The sequence below is a fragment of the Mesorhizobium sp. M7A.F.Ca.US.010.02.1.1 genome (assembly GCF_004023085.1).
Taxonomy (GTDB): Bacteria; Pseudomonadota; Alphaproteobacteria; order Rhizobiales; family Rhizobiaceae; genus Mesorhizobium.
Genome location: NZ_RZRV01000005.1, coordinates 223,073 through 246,038, shown reverse-complemented (window position 1 = coordinate 246,038; position 22,966 = coordinate 223,073). Strand labels below are relative to the sequence as shown.

26 protein-coding genes are annotated in these 22,966 nt (G+C 63.2%); 13 read left to right on the top strand and 13 right to left on the bottom strand.

Annotation, left to right across the window (positions count from 1 at the left end):
• Positions 1-42 precede the first annotated feature (42 nt).
• From EOA19_RS07875 to EOA19_RS07860, 4 genes are all read left to right on the top strand, one after another.
• Entirely contained in the window at positions 43-1,713 is a 1,671-nt protein-coding gene (locus tag EOA19_RS07875) for a nitrite/sulfite reductase (protein ID WP_128303223.1), read from the top strand.
• Entirely contained in the window at positions 1,688-2,452 is a 765-nt protein-coding gene (locus tag EOA19_RS07870) for a phosphoadenylyl-sulfate reductase (protein ID WP_128303222.1), read from the top strand. Before EOA19_RS07875 ends, EOA19_RS07870 begins: the two co-directional genes overlap by 26 nt.
• Positions 2,453-2,563: 111 nt before the next feature.
• Positions 2,564-3,097 (top strand): DUF934 domain-containing protein, encoded by a 534-nt coding sequence (locus EOA19_RS07865; protein ID WP_128303221.1) that lies wholly within the window; start codon positions 2,564-2,566, stop codon positions 3,095-3,097.
• 96 nt (positions 3,098-3,193) lie between these two features.
• The gene (locus EOA19_RS07860) at positions 3,194-4,798 is read left to right on the top strand and encodes a GMC family oxidoreductase N-terminal domain-containing protein (protein ID WP_128303220.1); all 1,605 of its coding nucleotides are present in this window, start codon (positions 3,194-3,196) and stop codon (positions 4,796-4,798) included.
• Positions 4,799-4,915: 117 nt separating this feature from the next.
• Here EOA19_RS07860 and EOA19_RS07855 read toward each other — a convergent pair whose 3' ends face one another.
• The 3 genes from EOA19_RS07855 to EOA19_RS07845 all read right to left on the bottom strand — a co-directional run bounded on the left by EOA19_RS07855 (position 4,916) and on the right by EOA19_RS07845 (position 6,741).
• Positions 4,916-5,938 (bottom strand): fatty acid desaturase, encoded by a 1,023-nt coding sequence (locus EOA19_RS07855; RefSeq protein ID WP_023812521.1) that lies wholly within the window; start codon positions 5,936-5,938, stop codon positions 4,916-4,918.
• A gap of 128 nt (positions 5,939-6,066) precedes the next feature.
• On the bottom strand, positions 6,067-6,444 hold the full coding sequence (locus EOA19_RS07850; RefSeq protein ID WP_164780323.1) for a hypothetical protein: 378 nt from the start codon (positions 6,442-6,444) through the stop codon (positions 6,067-6,069).
• Between the two features lie 96 nt (positions 6,445-6,540).
• Positions 6,541-6,741: a hypothetical protein gene (locus tag EOA19_RS07845; RefSeq protein ID WP_128303218.1), complete on the bottom strand. Its 201-nt coding sequence runs from the start codon at positions 6,739-6,741 to the stop codon at positions 6,541-6,543.
• A gap of 239 nt (positions 6,742-6,980) precedes the next feature.
• Between EOA19_RS07845 and grpE the strand changes: the two genes are divergently transcribed.
• Complete coding sequence (grpE, locus tag EOA19_RS07840; protein WP_127269660.1) at positions 6,981-7,616, top strand: nucleotide exchange factor GrpE; 636 nt, start codon at positions 6,981-6,983, stop codon at positions 7,614-7,616.
• 128 nt (positions 7,617-7,744) lie between these two features.
• Positions 7,745-8,377 carry a trimeric intracellular cation channel family protein gene (locus EOA19_RS07835; protein ID WP_128303217.1) on the top strand — a complete coding sequence of 211 codons (633 nt, stop codon included), beginning with the start codon at positions 7,745-7,747 and terminating at the stop codon, positions 8,375-8,377.
• Positions 8,378-8,517: 140 nt separating this feature from the next.
• Here the strand turns inward: EOA19_RS07835 and EOA19_RS07830 are convergent, their stop codons facing one another.
• The 6 genes from EOA19_RS07830 to EOA19_RS07805 all read right to left on the bottom strand — a co-directional run bounded on the left by EOA19_RS07830 (position 8,518) and on the right by EOA19_RS07805 (position 15,528).
• Positions 8,518-9,393, bottom strand: coding sequence for a GNAT family N-acetyltransferase (locus EOA19_RS07830; RefSeq protein WP_023812526.1), 876 nt, complete (start codon positions 9,391-9,393; stop codon positions 8,518-8,520).
• 170 nt (positions 9,394-9,563) lie between these two features.
• Positions 9,564-11,855, bottom strand: a complete 2,292-nt coding sequence (locus EOA19_RS07825) for a PAS domain-containing hybrid sensor histidine kinase/response regulator (protein WP_128303216.1) — start codon at positions 11,853-11,855, stop codon at positions 9,564-9,566.
• A gap of 136 nt (positions 11,856-11,991) precedes the next feature.
• On the bottom strand, positions 11,992-12,981 hold the full coding sequence (locus tag EOA19_RS07820; RefSeq protein ID WP_128303215.1) for an MDR family oxidoreductase: 990 nt from the start codon (positions 12,979-12,981) through the stop codon (positions 11,992-11,994).
• Between the two features lie 57 nt (positions 12,982-13,038).
• On the bottom strand, positions 13,039-13,566 hold the full coding sequence (gene lspA / locus EOA19_RS07815; protein WP_128303214.1) for a signal peptidase II: 528 nt from the start codon (positions 13,564-13,566) through the stop codon (positions 13,039-13,041).
• A 13-nt stretch (positions 13,567-13,579) separates the two neighbouring features.
• Entirely contained in the window at positions 13,580-14,437 is an 858-nt protein-coding gene (locus EOA19_RS07810; RefSeq protein WP_013529576.1) for an RNA methyltransferase, read from the bottom strand.
• On the bottom strand, positions 14,434-15,528 hold the full coding sequence (locus EOA19_RS07805; RefSeq protein ID WP_128303213.1) for a class I SAM-dependent rRNA methyltransferase: 1,095 nt from the start codon (positions 15,526-15,528) through the stop codon (positions 14,434-14,436). The genes EOA19_RS07810 and EOA19_RS07805 overlap by 4 nt, the downstream gene beginning before the upstream one ends.
• A 135-nt stretch (positions 15,529-15,663) precedes the next feature.
• Here EOA19_RS07805 and EOA19_RS07800 point away from each other — a divergent pair, with 135 nt between their 5' ends.
• The 3 genes from EOA19_RS07800 (at position 15,664) to EOA19_RS07790 (ending at position 17,257) form a co-directional block, all read left to right on the top strand.
• Entirely contained in the window at positions 15,664-16,353 is a 690-nt protein-coding gene (locus EOA19_RS07800; protein ID WP_128303212.1) for a YafY family protein, read from the top strand.
• A 74-nt stretch (positions 16,354-16,427) separates the two neighbouring features.
• Complete coding sequence (locus tag EOA19_RS07795; RefSeq protein ID WP_128303211.1) at positions 16,428-16,823, top strand: VOC family protein; 396 nt, start codon at positions 16,428-16,430, stop codon at positions 16,821-16,823.
• Positions 16,820-17,257 carry an EVE domain-containing protein gene (locus EOA19_RS07790; protein ID WP_023812532.1) on the top strand — a complete coding sequence of 146 codons (438 nt, stop codon included), beginning with the start codon at positions 16,820-16,822 and terminating at the stop codon, positions 17,255-17,257. Before EOA19_RS07795 ends, EOA19_RS07790 begins: the two co-directional genes overlap by 4 nt.
• Here EOA19_RS07790 and EOA19_RS07785 read toward each other — a convergent pair.
• From EOA19_RS07785 to sppA, 4 genes are all read right to left on the bottom strand, one after another.
• Entirely contained in the window at positions 17,254-18,219 is a 966-nt protein-coding gene (locus EOA19_RS07785; protein WP_023812533.1) for an ornithine cyclodeaminase family protein, read from the bottom strand. The genes EOA19_RS07790 and EOA19_RS07785 overlap by 4 nt on opposite strands.
• A gap of 37 nt (positions 18,220-18,256) precedes the next feature.
• Positions 18,257-18,637 carry a LapA family protein gene (locus EOA19_RS07780; RefSeq protein ID WP_023812534.1) on the bottom strand — a complete coding sequence of 127 codons (381 nt, stop codon included), beginning with the start codon at positions 18,635-18,637 and terminating at the stop codon, positions 18,257-18,259.
• Positions 18,638-18,693: 56 nt separating this feature from the next.
• Positions 18,694-18,978, bottom strand: a complete 285-nt coding sequence (locus EOA19_RS07775) for an integration host factor subunit beta (RefSeq protein ID WP_006200394.1) — start codon at positions 18,976-18,978, stop codon at positions 18,694-18,696.
• 82 nt (positions 18,979-19,060) lie between these two features.
• Positions 19,061-20,017 (bottom strand): signal peptide peptidase SppA, encoded by a 957-nt coding sequence (sppA, locus tag EOA19_RS07770; protein ID WP_023812535.1) that lies wholly within the window; start codon positions 20,015-20,017, stop codon positions 19,061-19,063.
• 167 nt (positions 20,018-20,184) lie between these two features.
• Here sppA and EOA19_RS07765 point away from each other — a divergent pair, with 167 nt between their 5' ends.
• The 4 genes from EOA19_RS07765 (at position 20,185) to lptB (ending at position 22,815) form a co-directional block, all read left to right on the top strand.
• Positions 20,185-20,379, top strand: a complete 195-nt coding sequence (locus tag EOA19_RS07765) for a hypothetical protein (protein WP_127296383.1) — start codon at positions 20,185-20,187, stop codon at positions 20,377-20,379.
• A 336-nt stretch (positions 20,380-20,715) separates the two neighbouring features.
• Positions 20,716-21,429, top strand: coding sequence for an LPS export ABC transporter periplasmic protein LptC (gene lptC, locus EOA19_RS07760; RefSeq protein WP_128303210.1), 714 nt, complete (start codon positions 20,716-20,718; stop codon positions 21,427-21,429).
• On the top strand, positions 21,416-21,997 hold the full coding sequence (locus tag EOA19_RS07755; protein WP_023812537.1) for an LptA/OstA family protein: 582 nt from the start codon (positions 21,416-21,418) through the stop codon (positions 21,995-21,997). The genes lptC and EOA19_RS07755 overlap by 14 nt, the downstream gene beginning before the upstream one ends.
• Positions 21,997-22,815, top strand: coding sequence for an LPS export ABC transporter ATP-binding protein (gene lptB, locus EOA19_RS07750; protein ID WP_013529586.1), 819 nt, complete (start codon positions 21,997-21,999; stop codon positions 22,813-22,815). Before EOA19_RS07755 ends, lptB begins: the two co-directional genes overlap by 1 nt.
• Positions 22,816-22,966: the final 151 nt, after the last annotated feature.

Sequence of the window (22,966 nt, the reverse complement as noted above, 5' to 3'; positions counted from 1 at the left end):
CGAGACACCAGGCATGGGCGGACGCGCCCTGAAAGACCAAGCATGTACCGTTACGATGAGTTCGACCACGATTTTGTCCAGGCCCGCGTCGCGGAGTTCAGCGACCAGGTGCAGCGTCGTCTTGCCGGCGAGATCACCGAGGACCAGTTCCGGCCATTGAGGCTGATGAACGGCGTCTATCTCCAACTGCACGCCTACATGCTGCGCATCGCGGTGCCTTACGGCACGCTGAACGGCAAGCAGTTGCGCATGCTTGGCCACATCGCCCGCAAATACGATAAGGGCTATGGCCATTTCACCACGCGCCAGAACATCCAGTTCAACTGGCCGGCGCTGTCGGACATTCCGGCGATCCTGGCGGATCTCGCGAGCGTTGAGATGCATGCCATCCAGACCAGCGGCAATTGCATCCGCAACGTCACCGCAGACCACTTCGCTGGCGCTGCCGCCGACGAAGTCGCCGATCCGCGTCCCTACGCGGAAATCCTGCGCCAGTGGTCGTCGGTGCATCCGGAATTCTCATTCCTGCCGCGCAAATTCAAGATCGCGGTGACGGGTGCCGAGCGCGACCGCGCCGCCATTCAGACCCACGACATCGGCCTGCACCTGAAGAAGAACGCCGCCGGCGAACTCGGTTTTGCCGTCTATATCGGCGGCGGCCAGGGTCGCACGCCAATGGTTGCCCGGAAAATCCGCGACTTCCTGCCGGAAGCCGATCTTTTGTCTTACTGCACGGCGATCCTGCGCGTTTACAACCTCTATGGCCGCCGCGACAACAAATACAAGGCGCGCATCAAGATCCTCGTCCATGAGACCGGCGTCGAGGAGATCACCCGCCAGGTCGAGGCCGAGTGGCAGGAGTTGAAGGACGCCGAGTTGAAGCTGCCGGAAGCCGACATCCGCGCCATCGAGGCCTATTTCGCGCCACCGGTGCTCGCTGGGCGGCCGGAAGGCGACCAGGCGGTCAAGCTGGCGCGGCTCGATTCCAAGGGGTTCTCGGAGTGGCTCGACCAGAACGTCGTGACGCACCGCCATCCCGACTATGCGGCGGTGACGATCTCGCTGAAGGGCATCGGCGAGGTGCCCGGCGACGCTTCGGACAGCCAGATGGAAGCGATCGCCGACATCGCCGAGAAGTATGGCTTTGACGAGCTGCGTGTCAGCCATGAGCAGAACCTGATCCTGCCGCATGTGGCCCGCGCCGACCTCAAGGCGGTCTATGATGCGCTGGTCGGCATCGGCCTGGCGACGGCCAATTCCAACCTGATATCGGACATCATCGCTTGCCCGGGTCTCGATTATTGCGCGCTGGCCACGGCGCGCTCGATCCCGATCGCGCAGGAAATCTCGCAACGCTTCGCCTCGCTGGAGCGGCAGCGCGAGATCGGCGAACTGAAGCTGAAGATCTCCGGCTGCATCAACGCCTGCGGTCATCACCATGTCGGCCACATCGGCATCCTCGGCGTCGAGAAGAAGGGCTCCGAACTCTATCAGGTGACGCTGGGCGGCTCGGCAGACGAGAACACCTCGGTCGGCGAGATCATCGGCCGCGGCTTCTCTTCGGAAGAGATCACCGACGCCATCGAACAGATCGTCGAGACCTATCTCGGCCTTCGGCTCGACCCACAAGAGAAATTCATCGACGCCTACCGCCGAGTCGGTCCCGCGCCGTTCAAGGAGGCGCTCTATGCTGGCGAAGCCAAGGCCGCTTGACCGTATCGGAAACGTCGATGACGGCATCGCCGCCAAAGCGGCGGGGCTCGACGCGCTCTACGGTCATCTGAAGCCGATCGAGATCATCGAACGCTCGGCCCGCGAACTGTTCCTCGACGAGATCGCTGCGGTGTCGTCGTTCGGCGCGGACTCGGCTGTGCTGCTGCACATGATCGCCAAGATCGACCGGACACTGCCGGTCATCTTCCTCGACACCGGCAAGCATTTCGAGGAGACGCTCGGCTATCGCGACGCGCTCGCCGCCGATTTCGGGCTGACCAACATAAGGGTGATCAAACCCGAGGAAGCAGCACTCGAACGGATCGATCCGACGGGCAATCTGCATCAGAGCAACACCGACGCCTGCTGCGATGTACGCAAGGTCGAGCCGTTGGCGCGTGGCGTTGCACCCTTCCGCGCCTGGTTAACCGGCCGCAAGCGCTTTCAGGCCGCGACACGGGCAGCGCTGCCGGTGTTCGAGGCCGTCGGTCCGCGCATCCGCATCAATCCGCTGGCACACTGGACGACATCGGATCAGGCCGACTACATGCGCGCGCATGCGCTGCGCGAAAATCCGCTGGTCGCTTATGGCTATTTGTCGATCGGCTGCTTCCCGTGCACGCAGCCGGTGCAGCCGGGCGAGGACGCGCGCAGCGGCCGCTGGGCCGGTCATGCCAAGACCGAGTGCGGCATTCACCTGTCGGGGCTGGAGAAGTCGCTGACCGACGCATCACTATAGGGTATGCTGAAATTCAGCCGGCCTGCGAACGGCGACCTTCATCCGGAGGCCGCCGGCTTTGCGTGGGATGGACTTTCAGCGGACCTGGATCTTGGGGCTTTAGGAATCTTTATGACTGGACCGACGACACCGGAGACCCGGCTCTGGACCCCTGCGGGTTTTCACGAGGATGAGTGGACGCATGCCGAAAGCGCCGATGCGCTGTCCGGCAACGGCCGCTTCATCCTGCCGTTGCAAGTCTTCCTCGATCTGGATCCGGAGGTGCGCCGCTCGGCCAAGGAACGGCTCGGCGTCCTGCTGCAGCCGGGTGATCAGCTCGAGAAGATTGCCGACCTGCTCGACCAGCTGTCGCTGGTGGCATTGGCCTTCCCGGCCTTCAGCGACGGCCGCTCCTTCTCTAAGGGAGAACTGCTGCGCGGCCGCTACCATTTCGAAGGTGCCGTTCGCGCCACGGGCCAAGTGCTGGTGGACCAGCTGCCGCATATGCTGCGGCTGGGCTTCGACGAGTTCGAGATTTCCAATCCGGTGCTGTTGAAGCGCCTGGAGGAGGACCGTACCGGCGGATTGGGGCTCTACTACCAGCCAGCCGCCGTGCCGGAACCAAAAGGCCCGAAATACTCCTGGCGGCGCGTTCGCAGCAGCTGACGTTGCGGTAATTCCGCGCGTCTTTACATCAGTCGTGTTCAGGCCTTTTCTTGATCATCCGGATGGAAATCCGTGGACGATCGGGGAGGGGTCTTCATGCGTTACGACTATGTCATAGCCGGCGGTGGGTCCGCCGGCTGTGCGCTTGCCGCGCGGCTTTCGGAAGATCCATCGAAAACGGTCTGCCTGATCGAAGCTGGCGGCGAGGGCAGGGATATGCTGATCCGCGCTCCTGCTGGCATTATCAGCATGCTTTCCGGCCGGCCCAGAATCAACAACTGGGCCTTCGAGACCGTGCCGCAGCAAGGTCTTGGCGGCCGCAAGGGCTACCAGCCGCGCGGCAAGGCGCTGGGCGGCTCCAGCGCAATCAATGCAATGCTCTATGTCAGGGGCCATCGCAGCGACTATGACGAATGGGCAAATCTAGGCTGCGAGGGCTGGTCGTGGGATGAGGTGCTGCCCTATTTCCGGCGCGCCGAGGGCAATGAGCGCGGCACTGATGCGTTGCATGGCGGGGACGGCCCGCTGAAAGTGTCGAACCAGCGCTCGCCGAGGCCGATCGCCAAGGCCTTCATAGAGGCTTGTGCCGAAAACCAGATTCGCGCCTCGGACGATTTCAACGGACCGGAACAAGAGGGCGCCGGCTATTTCCAGGTGACCCAGTTTGCCGGTGGCGCCCGTAATGGCGAGCGCTGTTCGACTGCCGCCGCCTATCTCCATCCGGTGATGCAGCGGACCAATCTGACCGTGGTCACGCGGGCGCACGCCACAGGCATCGTCCTTGACGGCAAGCGCGCCACCGGCATCCGCTACCGGACACGCAAAGGCGAGACAGTGGCACAGGCGTCGCGCGAGGTGATCCTCTGTGGCGGTGCCTTCGGTTCGCCGCAGCTTCTGTTGCTGTCGGGTATCGGCCCGGCGGCCGAACTTGCCGTGCATGGCATTCCCGTCGTCCACGAATTGCCGGGCGTCGGCAAGAACCTGCAGGATCACCTCGATTTCATCGTCGGCTGGAGATCGAAGGACACCGATATGCTTGGCATGAGCCCGCGCGGCGCGTTGAGTTTCCTCAGGCACATCGCGCAGTGGCGCCGGGATGGAACCGGGCTGATCGCCTCGCCGGCGGCCGAGAGCGGCGCTTTCGTCAAATCCGACCCGGCGCTTGAACGCCCTGACCTGCAGCTGCAATTCGTCATCGGCCTGGTCGAAAACCATGCGCGCACGCTGCACTACGGCTTCGGTTTTTCCTGTCATGTCTGCATATTGCGGCCGCACTCACGTGGCGAGGTTGGGCTGGCCAGCGCCGATCCATTTGCCGCGCCACGCATCGATCCGCGCTTTCTCGGCGACCAGCGCGATGCGGAACTGCTGCTGAAAGGCGTGAGGATCACCCGGCAGGTGCTGGCTTCGCCGGCGCTGACGCGCTACCGGCACAAGGAAATGCACATCGCCGGCGAGCCGAGCGATGCCGATCTGATGACCCATATCCGTACCCGCGCCGACACGGTCTATCACCCGGTCGGCTCCTGTCGGATGGGAGTCGACGAGATGGCGGTGGTCGATCCGCAACTCAAGGTGCGCGGGCTTGAAGCCTTGCGTGTCGTCGACGCCTCGGTGATGCCGACACTGATTGGTGGCAACACCAATGCCCCAACCATCATGATCGCCGAAAAGGCCGCCGACATGATCAGGGCTGCCTGATCGGAGCTCCAGGCCGCGGCGCCCATAGCGCGGCGGTCCTTTTGTTATGACGCAATTGCCCAGGGAAAACGTTACGCGCTTTCCCTGGAAAACCGTTCAAACTTCTCCTGGAATTGCTTAAGCCGCCGCCCGTGCCTCGCGGAACGACACCAGCTTGCGGCGGTTTTCGTCCCACAATGCCAGTTTGACGCAGCGCAAGCTTTCGAGCAGCGTGACACGGCCGATGTCGCGCAACTCGGGATAATCCCGCAGCACTTCCTGCAACCGGTAGCACGGCACCTTGGCGGAGAGATGATGGACGTGATGGACACCGATGTTGCCGGTGAGCCAGTTCAGCACCGGCGGTAGATCGTAATAGGACGATCCGTGCAGGGCAGCGTGCTGGAATTCCCAGTCGGCATCCTTCGCCCATTCCGTTTCCTCGAACTGGTGCTGGACGTAGAACAGCCAGATGCCGGCCGAACCGGCGAGGATGACGATCGGCAGGTGGACCACCAGGAAAGCGCCTGGGCCGACGAACCAGATGAGGATGGCTGCCGCGACCGCGATGCCAAGATTGGTGGTCATCGACGACACCCAAGGGGTCAGGCCGCCGCGCATCATGCCGACGGGGAGCCTTTGCTCGAAGATGAACAGCCAGATCGGACCGAGCCCGAACATCACCAGCGGGTGGCGATAGAGACGGTAGGCGAGGCGGCCTCGCCACGACATCTGCCGGTATTCTGCAACGGTCAGCGTCCGGATGTCGCCCATGCCGCGTTCGTCAAGATTGCCGGCGCTGGCGTGGTGCGTCGCGTGGGCACGCCGCCAGCAATCGTAGGGCGTCAGCGTCAGGATGCCGAGCGCGCGGCCAATCCAGTCGTCGGCGTAGCGATTGGCGAAGAAGGAGCCGTGGCCGCAGTCGTGCTGGATCATGAAGATGCGCACCAGAAACCCGGCCGCGGGAAGGATGAGGACCAGTCCCCACCAATGGCCATAGGCATAGGCCGCCGAGGACAGTCCCCAGAGTATGGCGAATGGAATGAGGGTGATGGCGAGTTCGACGGCGCTGCGCCGCCTGTCGGGCTTCTTGTAGCGGGCGAGAATCTTCAGCCAGGCACGCTTGCTGTTGGCCACCGCCTCAGGGGAAATCATGTTCATCAGGAAGCATAGGCGCGGTGCCTCGCCGCCGCAAGGCAACATCACGCAAAATTACTGTGCGTAATTGTCGCGTGGCTTGGCGGTCGAGCCGGCCAACCGCCAGCTCAACCTGCTGATGACGTCGACCGCTATTCGCGATCGAGGATAGGACAGCCGCGCTCGGTGCCAAAAGTCACGCGCACGCGGTCGCCACCCTGTCTGCCGCGGACCGTGATCTCCCGGCGGCCGACGGACTCAATTCTTGCGCGGCGGATGCCCATTCGCTCTGCCTTGTCGAGAGCCCGGTCTTCCGTGCAGCCTCGTTGACGCCGGTCGCGCCGATCGTCGCGACGGGGACCTTCGCAATCGTCGTAGGCGGGGTCGCAATCTTCCATGAGTTTCAGCCGCGGGCCATGTTTGCCCAATTGCAGCTGCAGATTGTCTGCTTGTGCCGGAAAGGCCGCCAAGGTGATGGCGCCGAGGCCGACAAGCGCCATCAGCGATGAGGTAATCGAAACCTTACGCATTACGTCCTCCATTTGAACCGACCCATCTATCTTAGATGGTTCGGCTCTCCCCGGCTATTGCCGATAGGAGGTTTGCTGCCAGGATCGATTGTTGCGTTACGGCCGGCGCCAGCCGATGTCACCGCGCTCCGCCCCATCGAGGCGGTCGAGCAGTTCTCTGAGCCGGTCGGGGATGTCGGCCTCGGTGCGGAAGGCCGGCAAGGTGCGCAGAAAGCGGGTCACCGCCTCGGCGCCGAACTGGCGCCTGATCTCGATGGCCAGCCCCTCTGCCTTTTCGCCCATGTTGCTGGTCATCATCTCAAAATCCTGTCTCGGCTTCGAAACTCCTGCAGCAAGAGAATGGTTCCCCCATCATGCCTGTGTGGCAAGCAAAGCCGGCGGTTAAGGTAAAATTTGAATTAAAGTCGAAATGTCTTGCCTGTCATTGTCCGGCCTTGGCCGGCGGCTTCCATAGTCGCTTACCCCTTGATTTTTGGCCGCCAAACATCGATATCGGGCACAAAATCCACATCATTCGAGATTGACGGGAAACGGCGATGAGCGACCAGGCAAAAGACGAACGCGCGCCCGATGAAGTCGAGGCGACCGAGCCCACAGCCGAGCGCACGGAAGGCAGCACCGACGGTGACTATGAAGCCCTTGTGCGGCTGCTGAAGGAAAATGAAGAGCTGAAGGACCGCGCGCTGCGCGTGGCGGCCGAGATGGAAAACCTGCGTCGCCGCACGGCGCGCGATGTGCACGATGCGCGCACCTACGCGGTCGCGAATTTCGCCCGCGACATGTTGTCGGTGTCGGACAATCTGCGCCGCGCGCTGGATGCGATTCCCGCCGAGGCCAAGGCATCGGGTGACGCCGGCTTCAAGGCGCTGATCGAAGGCGTCGACCTCACAGAGCGCGCCATGCTGTCGGCGCTGGAACGGCATGGGGTCAAGAAGCTCGCGCCTGAAGGCGAGAAGTTCGATCCCAATTTCCACCAGGCGATGTTCGAAGTGCCCAATCCGGATGTCCCGGCCAACACCGTGGTCCAGGTCGTGCAGCCGGGCTATTCGATCGGCGACCGCGTGCTGCGCCCGGCCATGGTGGGCGTCGCCAAGGGCGGGCCAAAGTTCGCCGCCGCTGAAGCACCGGTTGAGCCGGGGCCGGTGAACGAACAGGCCGAGAAAGATGCGTGAGGCAGGAGAATAGGCAGTAGGCAGTAGGCAGTAGGCAGTAGGCAGTAGGAAACTAGGGCAGTCGTATCAATCGCGCGGCTTCGTGCTATTCATACTCCCTAATCCCTAATCTCTACTGCCTTGGCCTCATGAACCCTATCGCGCTTCTTGATTATGCCGGTGTCGCCGTCTTCGCGGCGACCGGGGCGCTGGCGGCTTCGCGTAAGCAGCTCGACATTATCGGCTTCCTGTTCCTGGCCAGCGTCACCGGGATAGGCGGTGGCACGCTTCGCGACGTTATCCTCAACCTGCCGGTTTTCTGGGTCGCCAACTCCGGCTATGTGCTGGTCTGCGCCGCGGTTGCGGTGCTGGTCTTCTTCAGCGCGCATCGTGTCGAATCGCGCTGGAAGTGGCTGCTCTGGCTCGACGCCATCGGGCTCGCCGCCTTTTCGGTGATGGGCGCGGCCAAGGGGCTTGCGATTACCGGCTCGCCGGTCGTGTCCGTCATCACCGGCGTGCTCACCGCCACTTTCGGCGGCATTTTGCGTGATCTCCTTGCCGGCGAGCCATCGGTGCTGCTCAGGCCCGAAATCTACGTCACGGCGGCCCTTGCGGGTGCCGGCCTTTACACGCTTGGCGATCTTGCCGGCCTGCCGCCGCTCGCCTCGGACCTTGCCGGCTTTGCGGCGGCGTTCCTCGTGCGCGGTGGTGCGCTCAAATTCGGCTGGTCGTTTCCGTCCTACAAGAGCCGACCCGGCAGGCGGCCGGAAGATATTCCGTGAAGAGAGGGAATAGGGAATAGGGAATAGGGAATAGGGAATAGGGAATAGGGAATAGGGAATAATCAGTAGTCACAGGAGCTTAATCGTGGCGTCTTCACTACTGCCTACTGCCTACTGCCTACTGCCTACTGCCTACTCACTCACGCCGCGAAGCGCTGGGCTTCGCCGCCATAATAGTTGACGTAGCGTGCGCCGATCTCCTTGACCGGCATCACGACGAACACATCGACCGTCGAGAATTCGCGATCGATGACGCAACCATCGCCGATGCGGGCACCGACGCGCAGATAGCCCTTGACCAAAGGCGGCATCGCGGCGATCGCCGCCTTGGCATTGACGGCCTCGATCGGCATCAGATCCATCGAGCAATAGCGCCCGGACACCGCGCGCACGTCCCAGGCCGAGTTCGTCCGGCAGTGGTGGGCGAGGTAGGTGAGCGCCTCCGCATGCGCCGCCGGCACGGTGCCGTGAAAGGACGCGCAGCCGGTCATCACACCGATTTCGTAATGATTGATGTAAGCCCAGATGCCTTGCCACAACGCCTCGATGGTGCGCTTCGAGCGGTATTCCGGCAACACGCAGGAGCGGCCGAGTTCAAGGAAACGCTGGCCGGGATGGCGGGCGATGAGCTTGGTCAGCTCGAATTCACCTTCGGAATAGAAGCCACCGGCCGTGGCCGCGATTTCTTGCCGCAGCAGCCGATATGTGCCGACGATGCGGCGATGTTCGGGACCGGAAAGCGTGGTGTCCAAAACCAGCAGATGGTCGCAGAGCGGATCGAACCGATCGGCGTCCCGGCGGTCATGGGCCTGGAACAGGTCCTTCCTGGCGCCAAGTTCGTCGTAGAACACCCGGTAGCGCACTTCCTGCGCGGCCGCGATCTCGGCCTCGTTGCGAGCGAGCCGCACTTCAAGATTGCCTATACGGCCCAGCGCCGCGCCCTTTATGACGGAATCGACGTTACGTCCGGCAAGCAAGGCGCTGCTGGCGTTCGGCCGAGTGTCACATTCCGGCATAACTGTATGCACGAGTGATTCTCCTTCGAGCCATCCCTCTTGGCACGGGGATACGGTGTAGGTGCAACAGGATTGTGACAGTACCGTGATACGACGTCGTGGGCAATACTTCGTCGGCTGGCGAATACGATCAACCGGCTACGTTTAAGTGATCGCGCGGTACGGAAAGCTCAGGCCGCGACGACCTGGCCCTCGACGGCATTGACCAGCGCCTCGGGGTCGAGCGGCTTGGTGACAAAGCCGCTGGCGCCATGAGCCAACACCGCATGGCGGGTCTTTTCCTGGCTGTCGGCCGACAGCACCATGATCGGCACCGGCCGCACGGCACTTTCTTCCTCATGGCGGCGGATGGCGGCGATCGCGTCCAGCCCGTCCATGACCGGCATGTGCAGATCCATCAAGACCACGTCGAAGCGGTCCTTGTGCGCGGCGCCGGTGACAGCCTCGACGGCGGCCTTGCCGTTGCCGACCACCTTGACGCGATGCCCGGCCTTCAGCAGCGTGGCGCGGGCCAGCATGGCGTTGATGTCATTGTCCTCGGCGAACAGCACCGACAGGCCGCGCTGGCGGTTGCCGACGGTGCGCAGCGTCGGCGCGCCGCGCCTTTCCGGCTGCGGCGGGCCGAGGCTCGGAGCATGGCTGCTCAACAGCACACGCAGAAGTGTTCCGCCACGCACCGGTCTGGCCAGGAAGGTTGCGTAGCCGCTGGCGCGGAACTCGCCAAGCATGCCGCGATCGGTCGGCGCGATCAGCGTGATCGCCTCACAGTCGGAGAAACCGCTCTGGCGCAGGCGCTTGAGCAGCCTTCCGTCGCCTTCTTCCATCGCTGCATCGACCAGGATCGCATCGCAGCCAACGGCGAAAGGCGCGGCCTGTGCGGCAGTGGTGGCGATGTCGACCGCGCCGCCATTGGCGCGGATGGTGCGGGCGATGGCGTCGGCCTCGACGGCGTTCTTCGACAGGATCACCGCGCGTCTGCCCGAGAGAGCATTCTGGTGGCCCTGCGGCGCTTCGGTGGCCGCTATCGCAGGGATTTCGAAGACGAACTCGGATCCCTGGCCGAGCCGGCTGGATACCGAGATCGTGCCGCCCATGGCGGCCACCAGGCGTCTGGAGATGGCAAGGCCGAGGCCGGCCCCGCCATGTGTGCGTGTCGACGTGCCGTCGGCCTGCTCGAACTCCTCGAAAATGCGCTCCAGGTCGGCATCACGCAGGCCCGGACCGGTATCGGCGATGGTGAAGCATATGCGGTCGCTGGTTTCGGTGCGTGCGCGTGCTATGCTCACCAGCACGCCGCCGCTGTCGGTGAACTTGATGGCGTTGCCGATGAGGTTGAGAAGCACCTGCCTCACCTTGCCCGGATCGGCGGTGATCAATTGCGGCACGTCGGGTTCGACATGGCAACCCAGCCCGATATCCTTGGCGAAAGCCCGCGCTGCCAGCAATTCGATGATGTTGTCGGCGATCTCGCGCACCGACATCGGCTGCGGCTCGGGGTCGAAACGCCCGGCTTCGATCTTGGAATAGTCGAGAAGATCCTCGATCAGGGCAAGCAATGCGCTGGCCGAGGTCGAGACGGCGCCGACATAGGTTTGCTGCTCCGGCGACAGGCTGGTGTCGGCCAGCAACCTGGCCATCCCCATGATGCCGTTCATCGGGGTGCGGATTTCATGGCTGACGGTGGCGAGGAAGCGCGATTTGGCCTGGCTGGCATATTCGGCCCGTTCGCGTGCGGTGATCAGCGAGGATTCGGCGCGTTTGCGGGCGGTGATGTCGCGGGCGATGGCGCGGTGCGAAACCGCGCCGCTGTCCTTGTCGCGCACCGACAGTTCGATCCAGGAGAACCAGCGCTGCCCGCTCGGCGTGCTGATAGAGACATCGGTGGAACTCAGGCACTCATGGTCGGAAAAGGCGGCATCGGGAACCATGCCGACCTCGATGCCCAGTTCTGCCAGGGTCTTGCCGGCAAGGTCGCGCTGGTCGATCTCGACGAGATCGGCGAAGACCTTGTTGGCATAGACGATGTAGCCATCGCGGTCGCGATGGATGACGAGATCGCCAAGCGCGTCGATCAGGCCGCGAAAGCGCTCATCGCTCTCCTGCATCTCCCACATGCGGTCGGCCAGCGTCTCGATCTCGGCGCGGCTGCGGGCAGTGGTTTCGTCAAGAAGGGCAGAGGTGCGATGTTCGCTCCGCCTGGCGCGCAGATGCAGGGCAAGACCGGCAAGACCGGTTGCCAGCAATGCGACGCTAATGAAGATTGGTGCCCCGGTCAGATGCGCCAGCCCGGCCACCACCACGATGGCGACGAATGTCAGAAAGGGCAGGCTTTCGCGCCTGGAGAATTCCGGCTCGGGCACCAGCGGCGGCGCGGCGACAAAGCGCCGCGCCGCCGCCGGCGGGAGCACCGCATCGACGTCGTCGCCAGTGTCCGCCTGTTGGCTGCCGGATTCCGCGATCATGCGAAATCCTTGCCAGACAGAGATTATGGAAAATTGCGGCGGATCGTTCGAATTTTAGCGGATGAGCGCTTTTTGCCGAGGCGCGGCGGGTTTGCCGCAGATCTGGCGATTCCATCCTTCCGGCAGTTGGGCGGAGTCACATATCCACGACGACGCGGCCGCGGATCTTGCCGTCGACGATGTCGCGCGCGGCATCGACGATGCCGTCGAACCCGATGGTGCTGGACAGGCTGGCGAGCTTCTGAAGATCGAGGTCGGTGCCGATGCGGCGCCATGCCTCGAGGCGGACTGCTTTCGGCGCCATCACTGAATCGATGCCGAGCAATGAGACGCCGCGCAGGATGAAGGGCGCGACGCTGGTCGGCAGGTCCATGCCGCCGGCCAGGCCGCAGGCGGCGACCGCGCCGCCATAGGAGGTCATCGAGAGCACATTGGCCAGCGTGTGGCTGCCAACTGCGTCGATGCCGCCGGCCCAGCGCTCCTTGGCCAGCGGCTTGGCCGGCTGGGCAAGCTCGTCGCGCGATATCACTTCGGCGGCGCCAAGGTCGATCAGATAGGGGCTTTCGGCATTGCGGCCGGTGGAAGCAATGACATGGTAGCCGAGGCTGGACAGGATCGAGACCGCGACCGAGCCGACACCGCCGGCCGCCCCCGTCACCACCACCGGGCCGCGATCGGGCAGGATGCCGTGCCGCTCCAGGGCCATGACGCAGAGCATGGCGGTATAGCCTGCGGTGCCGACGGCCATCGCGTCATGCGGGCTGATGCCCTGCGGCAGCGGCACCAGCCAGTCGCCTTTGACACGGGCGCGGCCAGCATAGGCGCCGAAATGGGTTTCGCCGACGCCCCAGCCGTTCAGGATGGCTTTGTCACCGGCGCGCCAGTCGGGATGGGAAGACGAGATGACGGTGCCGGCGAAATCGATGCCCGGCACCAGCGGCCAGCGGCGGATCACCGGCGCCTTGCCTGTGATCGCCAGGCCATCCTTGTAGTTCACCGTCGTTGCCTCGACCGCGATGGTGACATCGCCTTCCATCAGGTCGGCGTCGGTGAGATCGGTCACGGTTACCGACTGCTTTTTCTCGGCGTCACGCGAAACGAGGATGGCTTTGAAGGTTTCGGACATGTCTTTCTCCGCGATCGTGTTTGGCGACATGAACTGTGCGGCGATGGCGGCACGGGGTCAATCCTTCGAAGACTTGGCCTTGGAAGGCATGGCTTTGGAAGGCTTGGCGTTGGACGGCCCGGGCTCGCGCCGCCAGCCGAACAGCTCGTCGAAGACGACCAGTGCCGCGCCCACCGAGATGAAGGCGTCGGCAAGGTTGAAGACGGCGAACGACCAGACCGGCGTGTGGAACAGGATGTAGTCGATGACGTGGCCGTAGACGGCGCGGTCGATCAGGTTGCCGAGCGCGCCGCCGACGATCAGCGCAAAGCCGGTGCGGGCAAGGATCTGGGACGGCGCGATCCGCGTCGCCAGGAACAGCACGAAGGCAACGACGGCGAGCGAAATGACGATCAGCCCGGTGTCGCCGAAGGATGAGAACATCGAGAAGGCGATGCCGGTATTGTAGGTGCGAAACAGCGCCAGGAAGGGCAACAGATCAACCTTTTCCTGAAAAGGCAGACCGGCCTCGACCAGGTACTTTATCCACTGGTCGAGCGCGATGGCCGCGACGACGAGCAGTGCGTAGGGAGACCATGATCTCACGGGCAGGCAACCTTCATTGCTGGTCCAGGATTGGCTCGAGCTTCAGCGCGCCGCGCCGGATCTCGAACAGCATGATGCCGGTGGCGACGGCCAGATTGAGCGAATCGGCACGGCCCGCTTGCGGAATCCTGAGCAGCCTGTCGCAGCTCGCAGCCAGGCTTTCGGGCAGCCCCTGCTGCTCGTTGCCCATCATCAGCAGCACGGGCCCGCGGGAAAAATCGACCGAGCGGTAGTCGACGGCGCCTTTCAGGTGGGTTCCGGCGACGAGGCCTGAGAAGCCGCCCCGCCAGGCAAGGAAAGCCTCGGTTGTCGCCTTGGCTACCGGCACGGCAAAGATCGAACCCATGGTGGCGCGCACCGTCTCCACGGAGAATGGATCAGTGGTATCGCCGACCAGAATGACGCCTTTGGCGCCGACGGCATCGACGGTGCGGATGACGGTGCCGAGATTGCCGGGATCGCGTACCCGATCGAGTGCCACCCAGACGTCGCCATTGTCGGCGCGCACATCCTTCAAGGCGAGGAATTTCTGCGAAAAGACGCCCACCACCATTTGCGGATTGTCGCGGCGGGTGATGGCGACCAGCACCTTTTCCGACACTTCTAGCACCATGCCGCCTGCGGCAACGGTGCGTGCGGCCACCTTCTCCACCGCCGCATTGCCGCGCCCGGCTTTGGCGAAAACCAATGTCCTGATCTGCCAGCCGAGATCGAGCGCATCGATGACCAGCTTCAGCCCCTCGGCCATGAAGGCGTTCTGCTGGTCGCGGAACTTCTTCTGAGCGAGCGCCTTGATGTCCTTGACCAGCGGATTGGCGAGGCTGGTGACCTCCTTCACCTGGCCAGGTGCGCCTGCATGCCGCTCGTTCATTCAGCCACCCAACGCGAAAACAATGAGGTCGAGAGCGCCCGGCCGGCGGACTTTTCACGGATGATCAGCTCACCCGATTCAATCTTGCCGCCCATGCCGGCAAACGTATCGCGCATCAAGGCGTGGATGGCGAAGAAGGAGGCGCGGATCGAATAAGCGGTTAGCACCACGGCGAGCGGCTTCGGCGTCAGGATCGCGCGGCAAAGGTCGGTCAAATCAGGCAGGTCCTCGAACAATTGCCAGACCTCGCCCTTGGGGCCGCGGCCATAGGCCGGCGGGTCGAACAAGATGATGTCATAGCGGCTGCCGCGGCGCTCCTCGCGCTCGGCGAATTTCACCGCATCGTCGATGATCCAGCGGATCGGCTTACTGCCAAGCCCCGCCATTTCCTGGTTTTGGCGGGCCCAGCCGATCGCTTTCTTCGAGGCATCGACATGGGTGACCTCGGCGCCGGCGCGGGCCGCCACCAGCGAGGCAAGACCGGTATAGCCGAACAGGTTCAGCACCTTGACCGGCCGCTTCGCCGCCGCGATCAGCCCGGCCATGTGGTCCCAGTGCGAGGCCTGCTCGGGAAAGACGCCGACATGGCGAAACGAGGTGAAACGGCCGAGATAGTCGATGCCGTCATGCTTCATCGGCCAGGTCTCGCCGAGCGGCACCTTGGGGAAACGCCAGCGGCCGATACCTTCCTCGTCGGTATCACCGGTGAAGATGGCGTCGGCGCGCTCCCATTCTTTTGCCGGCAAGGCCTTTTGCCAGATCGCCTGGCCCTCGGGCCGTACGATACGGTAGGGGCCATATTGTTCGAGCTTTTGGCCGGTGCCGCTGTCGAGGAGCGCATAATCGGCATTCGGCGCCACTTCCAGGATCACGGGAAGATGTTCGGCGGGCAGAGCGCCTTCGCGGCGGGCCAGGATGCGCGGCGCCGAGTTCGGTTCGGAACGACTTTCCGTCTTCGCCTCATGGCGCTCGCGCGGTGGCGCTTCCGGTCTGGCGGGAGCCTGGCCGGGACGCGGACGCGACACGTCCGCCGCACCCTTCGCGGATGGATGTGGACGGTTGTCGCGGCGTTTGTCGCGAAAAGACTTCAAGCGGGGGCAACTCCGAACGGGGTGGCCGCTTTTGACATAGGGCAACCGGCTTCGCAACCAAGTCCGACAGGTCGGCCTCTCCGGTTCAGGTTGGCCGCGATGGACCAATGTCAAAGAAACAGGCAAATCTACCGGATGTCCCGCTCCGAACGCCTGCTCGACCTGATCCAGTGCCTGCGCCGGCATCGCCGGCCGGTGAGCGGGCAAGCGCTGGCCGATGAACTCGGGATTTCGATCCGCACGCTCTACCGCGACATCGCCACGCTGCAGGGCCAGGGCGCGCCGATCGAGGGCGAGGCGGGTGTCGGTTATGTGCTCAAGCCCGGCTTCATGCTGCCGCCGCTGATGTTCAGCGACGAGGAGATCGAAGCCATCGTGCTCGGCTCGCGCTGGGTCGCCAAGCAGCCGGACCAGCGTCTTTCGGCCGCCGCTGCCAACGCGTTGGCCAAGATCGCGGCTGTCCTGCCGGACGATCTGCGCGAGGATCTCGACGCGAGCACACTGCTGGTCGGCCCTCCCGCCATGGCCATCGAGACCATCGACCTTGGCCTCGTACGGCAGGCCATCCGCAACGAGCGCAAGCTCGGCTTTCTTTACCGCGACGCTGGCGGCGCTGCGTCCGAGCGTGTCGTGTGGCCATTTGCGCTGGGCTTCTTCGACAAGGTGCGGGTGGTGGTGGCGTGGTGCGAGATGCGGCACGATTTCCGGCATTTTCGCACCGATCGCATTACCGAACTCCATGCAACAGATACGCGCTATCCCCATCGTCGCCAGGCGCTGCTCAAGGAATGGCGGGCAACGCTCGACACGTCGCGTGGTTCGTGACGGCTACTGCCAGAAACTGACAGTAGCGCATCCTATGTTCGCCAAGTCGAAACGCTGAACCTTGGAGAGCAGACATGACCACCCCGAATTTCGTCATCCTCTATGTCGACCAGCCGCAGCAGAGCGGCGCCTTCTACAGCGCGCTGCTCGGCCGTCAGCCGGTCGAAAGTTCGCCGACCTTCGTGCTGTTCGTGCTCGATGCCGGCTTCAAGTTCGGCCTGTGGTCGCGCCATACGGTGGAGCCGGCAGCCGCCACGTCAGGCGGTGGCGCCGAAATCGTGTTTGCGCTGGATACGCCCGATGCGGTCGATGCCGCCCATGCCGACTGGTCCGGGCGCGGGCTGACAATCCTGCAGACGCCGACCGACATGGATTTCGGCCGTACTTTTGTCGCGCTCGATCCCGACAATCATCGCCTGCGCGTCTATTGGCTGTCCGACGGCGCACAAGCCGATGGTGACCAGAAATGAGCGCGTATTGGATCGCGGTGGCATCGGCCGAACATGTCCGGCGGGGTCGCGCAGCCGGCTTCATGCAGGTCAATCACGGCAAGGCGGCACCGCTGCGTCGCGTCAAGCCAGGCGATGGCATCGTCTACTATTCGCCGACCACTGTTTTGGGCGAGAAAGATGGCCTGCAGGCCTTCACCGCGATCGGCACGGTGCGGGAAGGCGGGCCCTATCAGGGCGATATGGGCGCCGGCTTCACGCCGTTCCGCCGCGATGTTGCGTGGGCTAAGGCCGAGGAAGCGCCGATCAAGCCGCTGCTCGACAAGCTCGAATTCACCGTCGGCAAGTCGAACTGGGGTTATCAGCTTCGCTTTGGCCTGTTTTCGGTCAGCGCGGCCGATTTTGCTCTGATCGCAGAGGCGATGGGCGCCAAAACGGCTGCGGCAGCGAATTAAGTCTTCATCGCCTTGTAGACGGCAATGCCGGCGGCAAGATCCTCGAGCGCCGCGCCGACCGACTTGAACAGCGTGATCTCACCGGCGCTCTCGCGACCCTTCTTCTGCCCGCGCGCCAATTCGTGCAGATCGGCGACGATGGTTTCCGGCTTCAGCACGCCGGAGGCCAGCGGCTGGACGATGTCGCCGGCTTCCTTGGTGGCGCCGGCGCGGGTGTCGACATAGACGCGGGCAAGCCTGATCGCGTCGTCATCGCTCTCGCGCATCGTCGGCGTAAAGCCTCCGACCAGGTCGACATGGGTTCCCGGCTGCAACAGCGCACCCTTGATCAACGGCGTGGTGGTGATCGTCGCCGAGGAGACGATGTCGGCCTGCCCAAGCTCGGCATCGAGATCGCTCGCCGCGCTGGCTGCAAAACCCTCGGCGCGCAGGTCGGCGGCGACTTTCTCGGCATTGGCCGGAGTGCGGTTCCAGATGCGGATGGTCTTGATCGGCCGTACGGCCGAGTGCGCCTTGGCGAGGAAGGGCGACAGCGCGCCGGCGCCGACCACCAGCAGCCGCGAGGCATCGTCGCGGGCGAGATAGGAGGCCGCGAGCGCCGAAGCGCAGGCGGTGCGCCACTGTGTCAGCCGCTGGCCGTCGATCAAGGCCTCGGGTTCGCCGGTGGCGCCATTGAGCAGGAGATAGAGCCCCATCACCGCCGGCTTGCCGATGGCATTGTTGTCGGGGGACACGGTAACGATCTTGACGCCGACGTGACCGCCGGCCGACGTGCCGGCCGCGTTGAGATCGGTCCAGGCCGGCATCAAAAGCAGGGTGGAGGCGGCACCATCTGGCCGCTCGATCGTATGATGATGCCTGACCGGCTGCACCGCACCGTCGCGAAACGCCATGCGCAGCGTCTCGACCAGCCTGGCAAAGCTCAGGGCATGGTCAACCTCTGCGGCCGAAATGGTCAGCATGCAAAACTCCGTGGGGACAAAACCGCCAACAGGCGGTTCAAGCGGTCGGCTTCGGCAATGCGGACCCTTGGGCGGACCCGTGGGCGGAGCCTGGGGCCGTTCCCGGAGCCTGGCTTTGTGATACCGCCGGCGCACGGCTGACCGCCTGGCGCAGGTTCTCGGCCTCGACGCCGCGCTGGCGCGCCAGCTTGCGATAGCGGCCCTGCTTGACCCAGGTTGCCAGGCTGCCGACGATCATGCCGATGGCGAGTGCCAGGAACAGGAAGATGAACAGCGGCAAAGTCAGGGTCAGCTTCGGATTGCCGGGGTTGAACGGATCCAGCGTGAAGGCGACCAGTTCGCGGTTGGCAACGGCGAGTGCGATCAGGATGATCGCCAGGGGCACGAAGATCGCGATGAGCATGAAGCGATTGAACATGATGTTTTCCGTCGGAAGCTGGCCTGTCCGAAGGCCGTCAGGCGCTGACGTCGCGCCTACTTGCCGCCGTTCAGCCTTTCACGCAGTTCCTTACCAGTCTTGAAGAACGGCACCCATTTCTCCTCGACCTCGACGGATTCGCCTGTGCGCGGATTGCGGCCGGTGCGGGCGGGACGATTTTTCACCGAAAAAGCGCCGAAGCCACGCAACTCGACCCGGTTGCCTTCGGCAAGGGCGTCGGTGATTTCATCGAAGATGGCGCCGACGATGTTTTCGACGTCGCGCAGGAAAAGATGCGGATTGCGCGTGGCAATAATCTGCACAAGTTCGGACTTGATCATGAGACGGGTCCCCGTGAAAGCAGTGCGGTCAAAATTATGAGGATGATTTTATTTGCTTTTTTCACTTGCCCCAAACGGCGTCTCAAGGGTGCCAGACGGAAACGAGACCGTCAAGAAACAAGCGGTCGGCTCCGAGTTCATGGATGACGTCGCCGCTGTAGGCGGGCAGGCCGAGCGCACTGCCGATGGTTTGCGCCATCGCTTTCGAGAACAGGAAGCTGCCGCGCCGTTCGGTATCCTTCCACTCGACGACCTTGAGCTTGGCATCGACGCCCTTGGTGGCCAGCCAGTCGACCGCTACGGCCTCGCCGCCGACGGCGTCGATCAGCCCGTTGGCAACGCCTTGGCGCCCGGTGAATATCGAGCCGTCGGCAAGCGCCAGCGCTTGTTCGCGGGTCATCTTGCGGCGTTCGGCGACGATGTCGACGAACCAGTTGTAACTGTCGAGGATGAGTTTGCGAACCATGGCGCGCTCGTCGTCATTGGTCGGCTTGAAGGGAGAGGGCGCGGCTTTCAGCGGCGAGGATTTCACCTCCTCCAGCTTGACGCCGAGCTTGTCCATCAGGCCGCTGACGTCGGGATACTGGATCAGCACGCCGATCGAGCCGACGATCGAGGTCTTGCGGGCAACGATGTGATCGGCGGCACTGGCGATCATATAGCCCGCCGATGCGGCGAGCGTGCCGACTTCCGCCACCACCGGCTTGTCGGCGGCCAGCTTGCGCACTTCTTCATAGATCGATTCACCGCCAACGGTGGTGCCGCCAGGCGAATCGATCGACAGGATCACCCCTTTCACCTTCGATGAAAGACGGATGGTTTCCAGGCGCTTGATCAGTTCCTCGTCCTCGGTGATCGTGCCTTCGATCTTGACCTTGGCAATATGGTCGACCGTCGAGCCGCCGAAATCGTCGCCATAGAACCAGGTTGAAAGCGCAATCACCCCAAGGGCTACGATGCCTATGGCGACAACGCGCCAGAATGTCAGCTTGCGCCGCAAACGGCGGCGGTCGATCAGGTCGTCGGCTCTCAGTGCCATGGTCAGCCTTTCAGTCGGCGGAAGGGGACGCTTTTAGACCATGATCCTCTCATCGGGAAGCAGTTCTCTTTCCGGCAGTGTCTCAGTCTGAAGTTTGCGCAAACGGCTAATCCTTTGGCCGAGTTGCGCAAACGCCCTATATACCGGCAAAAGGCATAGGAGATTTCATGATCGCCAAACACACAACCGCCGAAGATATGGCTCGAACTGTAGGCGTCGACCCGAACACATTCCGCCAAGCGTTGCGTAATGTGAAGCACCCTCGGAAACGCAACACTGATTGGGAAGTGAAAATTGGCAGCCCATCGTATTCGGGAATGCGCACCGTTCTTGTTGGTCTCATACAGAGGAAGGCGGCCTGACGCCGACCGGATCTAAAGCCAAAAGCGTCCCGCCGACGTGATCGGCAACGCCGCATACACGATCGGCCAGGCTGGCCAGGCGGGGCATCCGACATCTCCCCTCACGTTTTTGGGCAATTACCGCGAGGTCGGGCGGCGAGACAGGCGCTGATAAATTTTACGCCGCGTGTCTGTTTCTGCTATGGAGAACACGCAGTTGTGCGGACTTCGTTTTCGTCTGTACAAAGGCGGTTGTCACACTTTTGCAGTTTTCGTGGGCTTGTGCTTGCTTGAAAGCGCCGGCGTCCCACCTATAGGCGGTGCTCAAGGGCGGGCAGGGTTAGAAGAAAGCAGTGAATGTTAGCGCGACCTATTGAACCAACCAACGCCGAGGCGGTGTTGGCTCCCCCGGCGGACGGCCGGACGCGCGGCGATGCTTTCGACCGTGCACAGCGTCATTCGCGCCGCGTGCGCGTCCTCAAATTTGCCGTGCCAGTGGCCGCGGCACTGATAGCGGTCGCTTTCCCGGTCTATTCCTATCTCGCCGCACCCGTCGCCGTGAAGGTTCAGGCGGAAGGCACTGCCTTTTCCAACGGCAAGCTGGTGATGGCCAATCCCAAGCTCAACGGTTTCACCAAGCAGAAGCAGCCTTATTCGATGACGGCGCTGCGTGCCATTCAGGATGTCAGCACGCAAGGTATCATCGAGTTGGAAGGCATCGACGCCAAGGTGCCGATCGCGCCCGACAATGTGGCGGCGGTCAAGGCCTCGCACGGCACCTACGATCGCGACGGCAATACGATGAACCTGACCAGCGACGTGACGATCACCACGACCGACGGCATGCAGGCCAAGTTCAAATCGGTCTTCCTCGACATGGGCAAAGGCACTATGAAGACGGGAGATCCTGTCGATGTTAGCCGTGGCGGGTCGCGGATCACGGCGGATACGATGTCGGTCCAGGACAATGGCAAGGTTCTGGTTTTCGAGAACAAAGTGCGCGTCAACATCGATTCCGCCGCCTTGAAGGCGGCACAGGGAAACAGCGGAGAAACCAATGCGGCTCAGTAGTTCGACGCGGCTCGCGGCTGCAACTTCAGCGTTGCTGCTGCTCGGACTCGTGCCGTCATGGGCGCAGACGACCAGTCAATCAGGCCTCAAACTGTCCGGCGACAAGCCGATCCAGATCGAGAGCGACAAGCTGGAAGTCCGCCAGGCCGACAGTGTCGCCATCTTCACGGGCAATGTCAGCGTCGTCCAGGGGCCGACATTGATGAAGGCCGGCAAGATGACGGTCTACTACGTCAAGGACCCCAACGCCGCTGCCAAGGGCACGGAGGCCGCGGGTGCGGCGATGACGGGCTCGGCCAACATCGATCACCTGGAGATCTCCGACAAGGTTTACATCAAGTCGGATGCGCAGGTCGCGACCGGCGATCAAGGCAGCTTCGATATGAAGAGCCAGGTGCTGGTGCTTTCGGGCAAAAAGGTCGTTCTGTCGCAAAACGACAATGTTCTGGTGGGCTGCAAGCTTACGGTGCAGATGAAAAGCGGACTGGCTCAGGTGGATCCATGTGCTGGGCAACGCGTCCAGATGTCGATCACGCCGCCGCCGAAATCGGGAGCGACGAACCCCTGATGGCCAGCCTGTCGTCGTTGACGGCGCGTCTTCCGGGACGGGCCGCCGGCAAGCTTTCGGCGCCGGCCACGGTGACCGTCGATGCGGGAAAGTTCAAGGGAACCCTGATCGCCAAGGGGCTGACCAAGAGCTACAAGGGCCGCAAGGTCGTCAGCGGCGTCACCATCGGCGTGCGCGCCGGCGAGGCCGTTGGACTGCTCGGCCCCAACGGCGCCGGCAAGACGACCTGTTTCTACATGGTTACCGGCCTCGTGCCGGTGGATGAAGGCACGATCGAGATCGACGGCTTCGACGTCACGTCGATGCCGATGTACCGTCGCGCACGCCTCGGCATCGGCTATCTGCCGCAGGAAGCGTCGATTTTCCGTGGGCTCAATGTCGAGCAGAATATCCGCGCGGTGCTGGAAGTGGTCGAAAAGGACCGCAAGGTGCGCGAGCGCAATCTCGACGAACTGCTCGAGGAATTCCACATCAGCCATCTGCGCAAGGCGCCATCCATGTCGCTTTCGGGCGGCGAGCGGCGACGCCTGGAAATCGCGCGAGCGCTGGCGACGCGTCCGGCCTACATGCTGCTCGACGAGCCTTTCGCCGGCATCGATCCGATCGCTGTCGCCGATATCCAGCAACTGGTGCGCCACCTGACAGCGCGCGGCATCGGCGTCCTCATCACAGATCATAATGTGCGCGAAACGCTCGGCCTGATCGACCGCGCCTACATCATCCATGCCGGCCAGGTGCTGACCCATGGCAGGGCCGACGAAGTGGTGGCAAACCCGGATGTGCGGCGACTTTACCTCGGCGAGGGTTTTACGCTCTGAACGGTTCGTCGTTCATGGAAAACGCCAATCCCCTCCGTCTTTTCGTCTTGACGCAATTCCCAAGGGAAAGCGCTATGCGCTTTTCCGGGAAAACCGTTTCACACTTTTCCTGGAATTGCTCTGAGCGTGAAATTTGTTTCCTGACACGATT